8 protein-coding genes are annotated in these 14,483 nt (G+C 70.5%); 4 read left to right on the top strand and 4 right to left on the bottom strand.

Translation table 11 applies throughout. The features are described 5' to 3' along the window. The first annotated feature begins 102 nt into the window (after positions 1-102). The 3 genes from CcI49_RS16080 to CcI49_RS16070 all read left to right on the top strand — a co-directional run bounded on the left by CcI49_RS16080 (position 103) and on the right by CcI49_RS16070 (position 6,687). The gene (locus tag CcI49_RS16080; RefSeq protein ID WP_076827541.1) at positions 103-1,656 is read left to right on the top strand and encodes a hypothetical protein; all 1,554 of its coding nucleotides are present in this window, start codon (positions 103-105) and stop codon (positions 1,654-1,656) included. Positions 1,657-4,347: 2,691 nt separating this feature from the next. Further along, complete coding sequence (locus tag CcI49_RS42100; protein WP_083749534.1) at positions 4,348-4,935, top strand: hypothetical protein; 588 nt, start codon at positions 4,348-4,350, stop codon at positions 4,933-4,935. A 279-nt stretch (positions 4,936-5,214) separates the two neighbouring features. Next, complete coding sequence (locus CcI49_RS16070) at positions 5,215-6,687, top strand: ABC transporter substrate-binding protein (RefSeq protein WP_054570461.1); 1,473 nt, start codon at positions 5,215-5,217, stop codon at positions 6,685-6,687. 203 nt (positions 6,688-6,890) lie between these two features. On the opposite strand, the gene CcI49_RS16065 is transcribed toward CcI49_RS16070, so the two are convergent. From CcI49_RS16065 to CcI49_RS16050, 4 genes are read right to left on the bottom strand one after another with little or no spacing between them, the layout of a single operon-like run. Continuing rightward, entirely contained in the window at positions 6,891-7,487 is a 597-nt protein-coding gene (locus CcI49_RS16065) for an ATP/GTP-binding protein (RefSeq protein ID WP_035952152.1), read from the bottom strand. Then, positions 7,468-7,827: a DUF742 domain-containing protein gene (locus CcI49_RS16060; RefSeq protein WP_006541596.1), complete on the bottom strand. Its 360-nt coding sequence runs from the start codon at positions 7,825-7,827 to the stop codon at positions 7,468-7,470. Before CcI49_RS16060 ends, CcI49_RS16065 begins: the two co-directional genes overlap by 20 nt. Before the next feature lie 25 nt (positions 7,828-7,852). Next, positions 7,853-8,275 (bottom strand): roadblock/LC7 domain-containing protein, encoded by a 423-nt coding sequence (locus CcI49_RS16055; protein WP_006541597.1) that lies wholly within the window; start codon positions 8,273-8,275, stop codon positions 7,853-7,855. After that, positions 8,272-11,985, bottom strand: coding sequence for a nitrate- and nitrite sensing domain-containing protein (locus CcI49_RS16050; protein WP_241840095.1), 3,714 nt, complete (start codon positions 11,983-11,985; stop codon positions 8,272-8,274). Before CcI49_RS16050 ends, CcI49_RS16055 begins: the two co-directional genes overlap by 4 nt. Before the next feature lie 485 nt (positions 11,986-12,470). On the opposite strand from CcI49_RS16050, the gene guaA reads away from it, so the two are divergent. Next, positions 12,471-14,075: a glutamine-hydrolyzing GMP synthase gene (gene guaA / locus CcI49_RS16045; protein WP_076827535.1), complete on the top strand. Its 1,605-nt coding sequence runs from the start codon at positions 12,471-12,473 to the stop codon at positions 14,073-14,075. Positions 14,076-14,483 lie beyond the last annotated feature (408 nt).

Raw genomic sequence — 14,483 nt, 5'->3', positions numbered from 1 at the left:
GGGCCGATGGCGCGTGGCGCCCGCGCTGTCGACCCGGGCGCCTTGCGTGCGGTTCGTCGTGGCACCCTGGGATCCGTCCGTCTCCGGATCGAAGGATGACCGATGCGCCTCGACGAGAACGGCCGCTGGGTCAGCGACGACGGCGCCTACGTTTGGGACGAAACCGCCCAGACCTGGCGGCTGGTGAACGCTGCGCCGCGTCCTGACGTGCCCGCGGCGGTTCCCTCAGCGTCCGAGGGATCCGCCGCCGGGTGGCGTGCCGAGGCCGCGCGCCCCGTTGCCGGCCACGCGGTGGGCGCCGCGGGCTCCGTGGCTGCGGCTGGTGAGAGCACCGCGGCCTTCCGTGCCCGCGTGGCGGACTCGGCGTCCGCGAGTCCGGTCACCCGCATGTCCATCGATGCCTGGACCCCTCCCGAAGCGGGCCCGGCCGTTCCCGCGGCCGACCGCGCGACACCGACCGGTCCGATCTTCACCGGTGAGGCGTATACCGGGCCGACCCGGACTGCCTCGCCCTTCACGGGCTACGGGAGCTCGACCGAGGCGCGTGTCGGTGGGAGTCCTGCGGAGGTCGTGGGTACGAATCTGGTCAGTCCTGGACCGGTCGGTGCCGACCCGATTCAGGTCGATCCGGTCCGTGTCGATCCGATACGCACTGACCCGATCGTCCGTGCCGATTCGGTCGTCGGTGCCGATCCGACTCACACCGATCCGGTCCGATTCGACCAGATGCGGGGCGACCAGACGCGGGGCGACCAGACGCGGGGCGACCAGACGCGGGGCGACCACGCGCGCGGCGTGCAGGGCGACAGCGGGCCGCGTCGCTCGGACGGTGCGGGCGCGGATCCGGCCCGGGTCGGTGGCGACAGCACAGATCCGCTTCCCCTGCCCACGGCATCCCAGAGCGCCGCCGGCGGGTCCGCCTGGGCGGCGCCGGAGACCGCGCGTGATCCCGCTGAGAACACCGACGGCATTCCCCGGCGCACCGCGCCCGTCCGGCCGACGTCGACGACAGGCCCGGACGTGCGCTCGGACCCCGCCTCGGATCCGGGCGACGAGTGGATTCCCGACGCCGATGGCTGGTACGGCACGTCGGACACACCCGGCGGCCGTGATCCCGGCGATGGCCGTGAGGGGCGTGACCGTGCGGCGGCGCGGCGGCGCGGGAGCAGGCCTCGTCCGGTAGGCGTGCTGGACCCGAACGGGGACTGGGAGGCGGGCGCCGAGGACGGCGAGCCCGGCTTCGACGGCGCTGTCGTGGGCGGGGTCGATCCGGCGCCGGGTCTCGCGGGTCTGACCGGGCGGATCACGGCGATGCTGCGTCGGCCGACGGCGATCGCGATCGCGACCGCCGTCGTGCTCGTCGTCGCGCTCGGGGTGGCCGGCTTCGTCGTCCTGGGGGGCGGTGACGACAAGAGCACAACCGCGACCGGCTCCGCTGTACCGGAGGGTCGCTATGACACCACGGTCCGTCAGACCTACATCGACGCCTGCCTCGGTGTCAGCAACGGCAACGAGCGTTACTGCACCTGCACGCTGGAGAAACTGGAGGACAAGTACAGCCAGGAGCAGTATCTGGCCTTCAGCCGCGATGTCGAGTCCGAGGACTCCCAGCGCATCGTGCGCGAGGTCTACACGGCCTGCCGTACGCTGCGGTGAGAGTGTCCGTGTACAGTGTGATGATCCCGTTTACGGCCGGTTCACGTCTTATCGGTTCGGCGGCTCCCGGGGGTCGCGGGAAAGGTCGTGGCCACATTCGCGGTCGCAGTCATGGCCTCACCGACGAGGGCGGTCGATGAGCGGAATCAATGAGGCGACAACGATGGGCGCGGGCTTGGCGCTGGCACGTGAGCCCAACCCTCGTGGCGGCAGGCGGGTGATTGATCCGTGACAGCAGGCAGCACGGACCGACCAACCGGCGGTCGTCGCGACGATGACTTCTTCGCCGTCGAACGTGTCGGGGAGCCGGAGGAATCGACCACCTACCGGCCGCCCGCGGCCGCGGACGTCGGCTGGGATGTCACACCCTGGCGGGACGTCGACCGCGATGTGAGCGGCGGCTCCCCGCTGACAGGCGGTCCGGTCGTCGATGGTCCGGTCATCGGCGGGCCCATGGTCTCCGGTGGCACGTCGCCCGGTGGTGGTTCTGCGGTCRACGGCGGTCCTGTCGTCGGTGGCGGTCCTGTCGTCGGTGGCGCCGCACCTCGCAGCAGTGATCCGTTCGATGTCAGCTCCACCTGGAGCGGTGGCGTGCCGGCGGTCGACGTCGGATCAGTCCGACCGGATCTCGACCCACAGCGGCCGGCCACCGGCGGATTCCCGGTGCCTCCGAGCTACCGGCCGGCCACACAGACGTACGTCGAGCCGACACCACCACCGCGGTACCCGACGGAGAGCGGGGCCTTCCCGCCGGTCCGTCCGATCAGCCCCGACACCGGATCGGTGCGTATCGGCGGCCCGGACCCGGGCACATCCTCGCGGGGCTGGCTTCCTGCCGGTGACAGCACCGGTTCGTCGGGTGGACTCAACCCCGCCACCGGAAGCTTCGCTCTTCCGTCGGCCTATCCGGCACGTCCCGCGGAACAGCCCGCGCCGCTGGACGGGCCGGGCCGCGGCGCCGAACCGGTCGGATACAACGGCTACCAGCCGCCTCGTCCGAACACGTCCGACCTGGCGCCGCCACCGGCGCAGAGCGGGCCGAGGAGCGGTGCGCCGCTGCGGCTCGATCAGACGGGTGGTTTTCCCAGGCCGGTGACCGGCTACCCGGCGCGGCCCGACAGCGGTGCCGGGGCCGGCGCGGCGGGTGCTGCTGGTACGGCGGGGCAGAACACCGTGGACCCCTGGAACGGGCACGGGTCGGGTGCGGGGCAGCAGATGGGTGCGTCGCTGCCGCCCCGCGAGGCTTCATCGACCGGTGGTCACTCTCGGCAGGGCCCGCCGACCGGTGGTCACCAACGGCCGGGCCCGCCGGCCGGCGGGCAGCTGGGCCGCGATCCGCTGACCGGTGACCGTCCGCGGCAGGGCCCGTCGACCGGCGGGCATTCCCAGCCGTCGCAACGACCTCACGATGGCTACCAGGGCCGTGCTGACACAGGCTGGAGTCAGCACACGCCGGCACCGGCTGCCGGCCAGTACGGTTCTGCCGGCCTGGAGACGAGCTACCGCCTCGGCGGCCCAGGCGGCTATGGCACCGATCCCGGAGCCGCTCAGGGGCCGGGCGGATTCTCCCCGACCCGCGGTGCGCCGGCCGGTGGCCCGTCAACCGGTGGCGTGGCGGCCGCGCCACCGGCCGGGAGCACTCCTGCGCGCCCCCTGGCAGCGCAGGCCCCCACGGCGACGTCCGGTCACCATCCCGCTGTCGGGCGGGGCGATCTGGAGCGGTCCGCACCGGGCACACCGCCGCTCCGTTCCAGTCCGGCGGGCCTTGACCCCGGACCGACAGGGTTGCCCGGTCAGCCGGCGTTGCCCGGTCAGGCGGCACCGTCCGGGCCGTGGCGTACGCCGGCGGCACGCCCGGCGGTCGAGGACACCATCACCACGGGACGTCCTCCGTACACAGGGGGCGTTCCGGCGCTGCCGCCGGGGCGTTCCGGCGGGGCGGGCGCGGAGTCGGGCGTAGTCTCCCCGGCGCCGCGGCCGGATAGCGGAGCCGGAACCGGTCCGCGGGCGGCAACGGGCCCGAAGGCCGGCCCGGTGACCAGACCGGGCAGGGAACGGCGGCCCGAGAGCGCGGTCGAGATGACGTCGCTGGTGACGCGCCGCGGGCGAGGGGGAGGCACGCCCGACGCAAGCGATGATTCCGGGTGGCAGCCGTCCCGGTCGGTACGCCGGACGGGCGCACGGGGAGTGCCGGCTGACCGTCGGCGCACCCCGAATCCGGTGACGGACACCAACAGCCTGCAGGCGGTCTCCGCGCCTTCGCAGCGGCGAGGCCCCGGGCGTTCCGAGGAGAGCCCCGCCGACGCGGCCCCCACCGGTCGGTTCCGCGCGGCACGCGCGAACAAGGCCGCCAGTGGTGCGCCGGAGGTCGAGGATCCGCCGTCACCCAATCGCCGGTCGGCGGCGCGCAGCGCCGGCAGAGCCGGCCGCGACGGCGACGGCGCGGGCCTGGCAGGCAGGTCGCGGGGGGATTCTGCCGACAGCCTCGACAGTCGGGGTGGCCACGGCGAGCCCGGCCGTGGCGGCCGTGGCGGTCGTGGCCGTGATGGCGGCACGGCGGGCGGTGGCGGTCGTGGCCGTGATGGCGGCACGGCCGGTGGTGGCGGTCGTGCCGGCAGCGGTAGCGCTGGCGGTAGCGGCACGGCCCGTGGCGGCGCCGCCGCCGATCGGCGCGCGACGCGTGCGGTCGGGGTGCTGGAACCGGCGGATTTCGACGACGAGCCGGACGAGCCGAGCCTGCCGCAGGACCGGCTGGCCTGGCTGCGGCACGGGTGGATCGGCCCGCTTGGTATCGCGCTGGTGGTTTCGCTGCTGGTCGTCGGCCTCTACACCGTGCTCGTCGGAGGCGGCGGGGAAAAATCGCCTCAGGGCGCGGAGACGACGACGAATCCCAGCTCGGCGGCGCAGGTCGCGACCGCACAGGAGGCGATCGCGGGAAAGGCCATGGTCAACGGCACCTGGCGGTGCCGTCTGCAGAATGAGAGCGCCACTAATGGCGACATGCTTGGTGACGTGCTCCCGGATGTGCTTGTCGTCCCTGCGGCGGGACTGACATACACGTGGAACGATACGCCGGGAACGTACACGATATCGCCGTCTGAGGGCGACCGGTCGGGTTCGAAGATCTCTCGGGTCGAGTTCACCGGCGGGCCGCTCGCCGGGGTGTCGGCCGATCATCTCCTCTCCGAAATGAACGGTGGCGCCGCCCAGGGAACGCTCTACCTGGCGCCCGTGGCGAACGATCCGAGCAAGCCGCGTCGGTACTGCTACGTGAACTGAGTGGTTCCAGGCCGGCGCGGCGGCTGCCCGGCGGAGCGCACGCTGACGAGTGCGGCACCCGCTGTGCGGAATGCAAGTGCGAGGGCCGAGTATCGGCGCTTCGCGGATCGCGGCACAGATCATTGTTGGCGGCACGGATCGAGCCTGCTGCACTCCGTGAGGGCTTTCGGTAGAAGTCCGACATAAGGGGCCGCCTTGCCCACTGGCGTTCGCGGCGGAGTTGGAGTGGGATGGACCCGGTGAATTCCATTTTTTGGTCATGCGGCAGGATCGTGTGTCATGTTCTGGTCTGACCGCGTTGCGGGTGCCAGGCGGCGGGATGCCGCCCAGGAGGTCTCGGTCAACGGAGGTGCCGGCCTCCCAGATCCGATCGGATCGGCGCCGGACACGGCACCGCCGGTCCAGGCTGCCCCGCGGGTCGAGATGCGTCCGGAGGGCTGGCGGCTGGTTGATCGTCGCGGCATTCTCAAGGTGGCCGGGATGGCCGCGGCCGCGGCGCCCGCGGCGGCCCTGCTGGCGGCCTGTGGCGGCGGTTCCGGTGGCGGCGAGGCCCGTAAGGTGCGCATCGGCATGGTCAGTCCGCGCACCGGGGCGTTGCGAAGCTACGCCGATGTGGACTCCCACGTCGTCGAAAGCATGAACACCATCTTCGCCGACGGCACCCGGGTCGGGCGCAACACGCTGCCGGTGGAGATCTTCGTTCGGGACGGGCAGTCCGACCGGAACCGTGCGGCCGCGGCCGCGGCCGATCTGATCTTCGTCGACAACGTGGACATCGTGCTGGTCGGTGGCGGCGCGGACAACGTGAACCCGGTGTCCGACGTCTGTGAGGCACAGGGCGTTCCCTGCCTTTCGACCTCGGTGCCCTGGGAGGCGTGGTTCTACAGCCGCGGCGGCAAGGCCGAGACACCGTTCTCCTGGACGTACCACGTCTACTGGGGGATGGCGGAGCTCCGGGGGGCCTACCGGGCGATGTGGCGGGCGCTCGACGTCCCGCACAGCGTCGCCCTGCTGCTCCCCAACAACCAGGAGGGCGAGGCCTTCAACAACTCCGTCTACGGGTTGTCGAAGCTCACCGACGATGGTTTTCAGATTGCCGGTACGCACCGCTACAACGTCGGCGACCAGTCGTTCGGCGAGTTCGTCAACGGTATCGTCTCCAACAAGGTGTCGATAATCGCCGGCAACCCTAGCATCACCGACTTCTCGGCCTTCTGGAAACTGCTCAACGAGAAGGACTACAAACCGCACATCGTCACCCTGTCGAGCACCCTCCTCTTCCCGACGGATGTGGAGGCGCTCGGTCTCGCGGCCGACGGGTTCACGACAGAGGTCGGCTGGTCGCCCAAGTTCCAGTACCGCAGCTATCTGACGAAGCGGACGGCCGAGGAACTGGCCAACGAGTTCGACATGGGCACCTGGTCCCAGCCACTCGGTTTCATCCATGCACTGTTCGAGATCGTCGCGCAGGCGCTCGAGAGCGTCGACTCCATCGATGACCGCAGTGCGGTTGCCGCAGCGATCGCCGGAGTGCAGGCGAGCACGATCGTCGGCAACGTCAGCTTCAACAACGCCCCGAACACCGGAATCCCCAAGAACGTCGCGACAGTTCCGCTGGCCGGCGGGAAGTGGACGAAGCAGCAGTCCTCCAGCGTCCCCTACGCCCTGCATGTCGTCGAGGCCAACGGGCTGAATCTCGCCGCGGATTCCGACAGCACCGGGATGGTCGACCTGCAGAGCATGAACACCTGACCGGTGGACTACAGCTGACTGGGGGCGGCGGGCCGCGGCTTCACCGAGCCGCGGCCCACCGCCCCCAGGTCGGTTTTCCGCTCGTCCGCTTTCCACCATTCGCGACGTCCACGACAACGGCGTGGGGGCGCTCCCGATCACGGGAGCGCCCCCACGCCGTTGTCAGTGCCGGGCACCGGGCCCGCGAAACCGCTGGCCGCGGGTCAGGTCCGCGCCGCCGCGCGTGACATCGTGTGCTCGACGACGGCGATCAGCGCGCTCTTGGTCGAGTCGCGGTTACGCGCGTCGCAGGTGATGATCGGAACGGCCTGGCTGATCTGCAGCGCCTCCCGCACATCCTCGATGGAGTGCCGAAGGACACCGTCGAAGCAGTTCACCCCGATGACGAAGGGAAGCTGACGCTGCTCGAAGTAGTCGACCGCCGCGAAGCAGTCCGCGAGGCGCCGGGTGTCCGCCAGCACGATCGCGCCGATCGCACCCCGGACGATGTCGTCCCACATGAACCAGAACCGGTACTGCCCGGGGGTCCCGAACAGATAGAGAATCAGGTCCTCGTCCAGGGAGACACGGCCGAAGTCCATCGCCACGGTCGTGGTGGTCTTGTCAACGAGATGAGTGAGGTCGTCGACGTGTGCGCCGGCCTCGGTCATGACGGCCTCGGTGCGCAGCGGGACGATCTCGGACACGGAGCCCACGAACGTCGTCTTGCCGGCGCCGAACCCGCCCGCCACCACGATCTTGACCGATGTGGTGGCGACGGCGGAGTTGACCCGTCTGTGGTCAGAGCTTTCGAAGGCCACTGAGAACCCTTTCGAGCAACGCGAGATCCGGCGCCTCATCGCGGTCCGGCTGCTGGTGGACGCGGACGAAGCCTTCGTCCGCCATGTCGCCTACCAGGACGCGGGCGACCCCGAGAGGCACCCTCAGACCGGCGGCGATCTCAGCGATTGACCGCACCTGCCGGCACATGGCAGCGATGGTCTGCTGCTCCAGGTTGAGGCTTAGTGCCCGCTCCTCACCGAGCGGGGTTGTGAAGACGAGTGCCTCTATGGCGAGCTCGTAACGGGACCGAGTCCGCCCACCGGTCATCGCGTAGGGGCGGACGACCGGTCCGGGCGCGTTCTCGGGATCGATGCTCACCCTGACTCCCTGGACCTACCCACATTCACCGCGGAAGCGTTCCCTGCAGCTCGGCTCGCAGAGCCGGCGTGAGGACGTCCTTGGCACGGGTGACGAGCAATGCCATCTCGTAGCCGACCAGGCCGATGTCACAGGACGGCGCGGCGAGTACCGCCATGCTGGCCCCGTCGCTGATGGCCATGATGAACAGGAAGCCGAGTTCCATCTCGACGACGGTCTGCGTCACGGCTCCGGCCTCGAACACCCGGGCGGCGCCGCCGGTGAGGCTCACCAGCCCAGAAGCGACCGCGGCGAGCTGGTCGGCCCGGTCCCGGGGGAAACCGTCCGAAACAGCCAACAACAGTCCGTCGGCGGAAACCACCACGGTGTGGGCGACGCCCGGAACCCGGTCAACAAAGTTGTTGATCAACCAGTTGAGGTTCTGAGCCTCGGTACTCACGGGTGTCACCGTTCCTCCTGCGCGTCACGTCGGGGGTTCCTCGTGGTGTCGACTCCGACATCACGTCCCTGCCGCACGCCCTGGTAGAAGCTGGCGAGCCGTCCACCGACAGCCTCTGGCGAGCGTGTCGTCGGCTCGGGGGGACGCCGGCGGGGCGCTGGTTCGGCGCTGCCGGGCACGAGATGGGTCATGGGAACTCGAACCGGAAGTCCGGACCGTGTGGTGCCGCCGGTGCTGGGCTGACGGAGCTGCTCCGCGGCCTTCCAGCCCTCGTCACCCGCGGAAGACCAGGAGCCGTCGGCGGTCTGGCCGGCGGCCGGCCCGGTGGGGGTCAGGCGCTGCGGCCCGGTCTGCGGCATCGGCCGCGGCGCCTGTGCCGCCGCGGGTGCCGGAATCCCGGCCCCTGGGCGGCGCATCCCCCGAGCGGGGGATTCGAGAAGGGGTTCGCCCCGCGTCGGTACCCGCGGTGCGGCCGCCGGTGGCATACCCGGGCGGGCTGGTGCCTGCGGCTGGGGCCGCCGTGGCAGAGGCGTCCCCGACACCGATGCGGCCGCCGGTCGGGCCGGGCCCTGACCGCGGACCGGGCCCGGCCGGACCGGGGCCTGCTGGCCGTTGGCCGCGCCGTCGGCGGGCTCGGGCGTCCGGCGCTGGAACCAGGCCGAGACCGAATCGAAGATCGGCGTGGTGAGGGCGTCATCCCCCTCCTGCTCGTCCGCGACGATCTCGCCGGTGTCCTCTCCGCGCCCGAAGGCGGTCCGGGCGAGCGGGCCGCTCTGCGTCGGGTCCACCCCCCGGTTGCTCCGGAAGGCCGCGGCGAGGTTCGGGCCGGTCTGGGGGAACGCGTCGTTCGGTTCGGGGCTGGGTCGGCTGGGCGCCCGGTTGAAGACCCCGCCCGGCCGCTGCAGAGCGTCGGTGTCCGGCTCGCTGTACATCTGGGTGGGGCCGGTGACCGGCCCGACGGGCAGCGGACCGGACGGCGGTGCCTCGTCGTAGCGGCCATCCATGAGGGGGAAGCCACCGGTGTCGAGGGAGTAGCCGCCGGTGTCCGTGGAGAAGCCACCGGTGTCGGCGAGGTCCGGGCCGGGCTCCGGTGCCTGCTCCAGCTCACGTCGCCCCGTTGGAGGCGCGTAGGCGCGGGGCTGCTCGCCGGAGTGTGGCCCGCCGTAGCCGGCGCCGTCGCGGTAGGGCAGCGGAAGCGGACCGGAGTTGAGGGCCTCCAGGGAGAACTCGCCGGAGTCCTCCGGGCCGCGCCCGTGCATCGGGTAGGCGCCGGTCGAGTCGCCGCCGCCTGGTTCGGCACCGGCGGGAGCCCGGTCAGAGGTGTTGTCCCGGTAGCCGCGAGGGTCACGCGCGTACTGGCCGTTGCGGTCGGACCGGTCGGACCGGTCGGAGCGGGAGCCGTCGAACAGCGACGCTCCGCCGGGGGTGGCGAAGCCCCCGCTCGTCGGCTGCCCGAAACCGGGGTCCCGGCCGAGCCCGTTGCTGGCAGGCGCGTACGAGGAGCCGCCGGCCGCCGAGGCTGCCGCAGGATCGACGACGGGGCTGAAGTTCGTGGTCTGCAGGCCTGCTCCCAGCCCGTTGCGCTCGGGGGCGGGGGGAAGGGCGTTGCCGCGCGCGGGCGGGAGGGAGGGGTTGCCGGCGGCGTCCCGACCACCCGTGCCCGGGCTGAGGGCGGCCGGGCGTGGGCCGCTCGGGGTGGCACCGCTGTCACCGGTGACCAGCTTCGCGGGCAGCCGGACAACCGCGGTGATGCCGCCGGAGGCGGACTCGCGCAGCTGGACGCGGATGCCGTGCCGGCTGGCCAGCCGGCCGACGGCGAACAGACCCATGGTCCGGGAGACGGAGACGTCGACGACCGGCGGGTTGGCGAGGCGGTCGTTGACCCGCTCGAGCTCCTTCGCGGGCATGCCGATGCCCTGGTCCTCGATCTCGATCATGGCGCCGGCACCCGGGCCGAGTGAGTGGCTGGAGACCAGGACGTCCGTGACCGGCGGCGAGTAGGACGTGGCGTTCTCGAGCAGCTCGGCGATCAGGTGGACGACGTCGCTCACACCGCTGCCGGCGATGGAGACCGGCGCGGCACCGGTCTGCTTCACCCGGGTGTACTGCTCCACCTCGGAGATGGCCGCGAGGACGACCTCGTTGACCGGGACGGGGTGGGTCCACCGCCGCGCGGTGTCCGTGCCCGCGAGAACCAGCAGCGACTCGTTGTTCCGCCGCATACGGGTGGCGAGGTGGTCGAGCTTGAAGAGGTTGGCTAGCTGGTCCGGGTCCTGCTCACGGTTCTCCAGGTCGTCGATCAGGCGGAGCTGCCGCTCGACGAGTCCCTGGCTTCGCCGGGAGAGGTTCACGAACATCGCGTTGACGTTGTTCCGCAGGACGGCCTGCTCGGAGGCGAGCCGGACCGCCTCCCGGTGGACCGCGTCGAACGCCCGCGCGACTTCACCGATCTCCTCGTCGGAGTCGATACCGATCGGCTCGACGTCGTCGTTGAGGGTCTGATCACTGGAGTCGCGCAGTCGGCGGACGGCCTCGGGCAGCCGGCGGCCGGCGACGTCGAGTGCGGCCGTTCGCAGCGAGAGCAGCGGCCGGACCAGCGACCGGGCGACGACCACGGCCGCCAGCAGGGCGCTGGCGAGAATGAAGACGATCAGCAGACCGGAGAGCAGTGCGCCGCGCTGAATGCTGCCGCGCAGCTCGTCCACCCGATCATCGATGTCGTTGAACAGGGTGGCGTCCACCTCGGAGCTGAGGTTGATCCATTCCTGGGTGGCTCGAGCCCACTTCTCTGACGGCGGAGACGCGAGCTTTTGGCCAGTGGTGGCCTCGAGTATCTGCTCCGTGTAGAGATCAGTGCTCTTGATGTCCAGGCTCTCGTCGGGGTTGAGCTTCTCCCGGAAGCGGGCGAGCTGAGCGGGAGTTGCGTCTTCCTCGAACGCGCGGACGAGCTCGATCCGCTGTGAGTGAGCGGTGAGGAACTCGCGGTAGTCATCCGTCGAGAATGGATCAGCGCTCAGGATGACGCTGTACGCGAGGGTCTGCGTCGTCGCGATTTCCTCGTTCGCGCGAACGAGGTGGTCGGCGGCGTTGACGCTGCGCAGCAGCGCCGGATCGTCATTTCCCTGGGGGATCAGGACCACCAGATCGATCAGGGAGGTGATCAGGGGCGAGTAGGCGGCGCGCACCGAGCTCGGGTCCGCCATGGTGGTGCTGGCCTTGCGCAGGTTGGCCAGATGGCCCAGGGCGTTGGTGGTGTCACGCAGCGAGTTGCGGACCTCGGGCCCGAAGGACCCCTCGTGCCGCTTGACGATGTTCTGATAGCTGGTGAGCGCGTCGTTCGTCGCCGTCTGCCGGGCGGCTACGGACGCCACGGCACTGCTCCCGCTGCCGCCACCGCTGCTGCTGCCGCTGGAGGCGATCCTGCCGGCGGTGTAGGTCCGCTCCTCCTGCAGGGCGTGGACGAGGGTGGACGCCGATCGGTTGATCTCGATGAGGTCGCGGATCCGGTTGACGTCCCGAGTGCTGGTCAGCACGGAGGCCGCCTGGATCGAGGAGTTGACCAGGATGGCCACGACTGGCACGGCGAGAATCGCGATCAGCTTGGTGCGTACCCGCCAGTTGGTCGGGTCGGTCACCGTCTGACGAAGGCCGCGCCCACCGGCTCGTTCCGGTCGTGGCGGCGTCGGGGGCTGGTCGCCGTGGTGTCCGTTGTCTTCCACGGACGAACCAGCGGCAGCCATGGGCGGCTGGTCTGTGGCCATGCCCGTGCTGCTGGCCATCGGTTGTCTGCGCACGTACCTTCGCAACCTCTCCGCCAGCCTCCCGGAACAGGTCGTACCAGGATGGCTCGGTATCGGGCCCGGATGTCCCTCACAACGCACCTTAGCGGGACGTAGTGAGCATCCGAAAGGCGCCCACCGTACGCCCGTTGTGGGTCACGGGCCAGTTGTGGGCGGTTTGCGCCCGAGTTTGTCACCGATGCCCATCTCGGTGGGCACTGTGGGTCGAGCTGATCCATGGGTTGGCCGCATCGATCGCGGGTGAGGACGTTCATGGACCTTTCGATCGGATCACGCATCATGGACTTCGCGAGTCCTTCGCCGGTCGGTTCGTCCGGACGAGCCGAAGACGCCTCCAATGTGCCGCCGCCGGGCGGCGCGTGCCACCCGGCACGCATCCGCGGCGGCGTCCGTAGGCTTGATGAGTGAACGAGTCACCTCGTGGCAGCTATGGCTCCACCGATGCACATCCCGGATACGACACCGTTCTTGTGATCGACTTCGGCGCGCAGTACGCCCAGTTGATCGCTCGCCGTGTGCGTGAGTGCCATGTGTACTCGGAGATCGTCCCGTGGGATATGCCGGTCGCGGAGATCCTGGCTCGCCGTCCGGCAGCGTTGATCCTTTCGGGTGGCCCGAAGTCGGTCTACTCGCCGGGCGCCCCGCGGGTCGATCCGGCCCTCTTCTCTGCCGGGATCCCGGTCCTCGGGATCTGCTACGGCCACCAGGTGATGGCCCAGGCGCTGGAGGGGACGGTCGCGCGTACCGGCACCGCCGAGTACGGGKCGACCCGCCTGCAGGTGAGYGACCCCGGAGTGCTCTTCGACGGGCTCGCCGTCTCCCAGCAGGTGTGGATGTCCCACGGTGACTCGGTGACGGCGGCGCCCCCCGGGTTCAGGGTGACCGCCTCGACCCCGTCGACGCCGGTCGCGGCGTTCGAGGATCCCGATCGTCGCCTCTACGGCGTGCAGTTCCATCCCGAGGTCGTCCACAGCGAGCGGGGGATGGACGTCCTGCGTCACTTCCTGCTCGCGGGAGCGGGATGCCGGCCGTCCTGGACGATGCTCAACATCGTCGACGAGGCGGTCGCCGCGGTGCGCAAGCAGGTGGGCAGCGGACGCCTCATCTGCGGTCTGTCTGGCGGCGTCGACTCGGCGGTGGCGGCCGCGTTGGTGCAGCGGGCCGTCGGGGATGCGTTGACCTGCGTGTTCGTCGACCACGGCCTGCTCCGGGCGGGGGAGGCCGAGCAGGTCGAACGCGACTTCGTCGCCTCGACCGGCGTCGAACTGGTGCATGTGAAGGCGGCCGACCGGTTCGCCGCGGCGCTGGCCGGTGTCACCGATCCCGAGCAGAAGCGGAAGATCATCGGCCGCGAGTTCATCCGGGTCTTCGAGGAGGCCGCACGCGAGCTCGACGCGCGGGCCGAGGCCGAGGGCGCCAGGATCGGATTCCTTGTGCAGGGCACGCTGTATCCCGACGTCATCGAGTCGGGCTCGCCGACCGCGGCAAAGATCAAGTCCCACCACAATGTCGGTGGCCTTCCCGACGACCTGCAGTTCGCGCTGGTCGAGCCACTGCGCACGCTTTTCAAGGACGAGGTCCGCCACCTAGGTGAGGAACTCGGGCTCCCCGAGGAGATCGTCTGGCGCCAGCCTTTCCCCGGGCCCGGGCTCGCCGTGCGGATCATCGGCGAGGTGACGCCCGAGCGGCTCGACATCGTGCGTGCCGCCGACGCGGTGGTCCGGGAGGAGATCCGCCGGGCCGGGCTCGACCGCGAGATCTGGCAGGTCTTCGCGGTGCTGCTCGCGGATGTTCGATCGGTGGGGGTCCAGGGCGACGAGCGGACCTACGGTTGCCCGGTGGTGCTTCGTGCCGTGACCAGTGAGGACGCGATGACGGCCGACTGGGCTCGGCTGCCCGCCGCGTTGCTGGAGCGCATCAGCAACCGGGTCGTCAACGAGGTGCCGCAGGTGAACCGGGTCGTCTACGACATCACGTCGAAGCCGCCCGGCACGATTGAGTGGGAGTAAAGGCGATCGGTTTCGGTGTGGCCGGCGGTCCGCCGGCTACACCGCTGGACCGCCGGTGGGCGGCCTTGGCGTCAGGTGTTGGGGGTTACATGTCCCAATATTGCGGTCTGGTGTCGATCGTCGTTGGTTTTGTGTCGTTTCGTGACTGTTTGTGGGTTCGCAGTGGCCCGTCGGCATGGCGCATGGGCGCCGATGCATTCCGCAGATGTCCGTCTGGAGGCTCTCCGGGGGTTGACCTCGGTGCGGACTTCATAGACCTTGTCCGGCCTAGTCCGGTGCCATCGTGAGCCACCCGCACTCGGTCGAGACATAGGTTTGGGTGCGCTGGCGGATGGTATTCCGGCTCGGATGTTCGAGGCGACTTCATACGATCCCGGCGGCCGGTGTTTTGTGTCGGGGAGTTGCCGC

Origin of the sequence: Frankia sp. CcI49 (assembly GCF_001983215.1) — a bacterium.
Lineage (GTDB): Bacteria > Actinomycetota > Actinomycetes > Frankiales > Frankiaceae > Parafrankia > Parafrankia irregularis.
The sequence above is the reverse complement of the archived record's forward strand: the minus strand, read 5'-3'. Positions and strand labels throughout refer to the sequence as shown.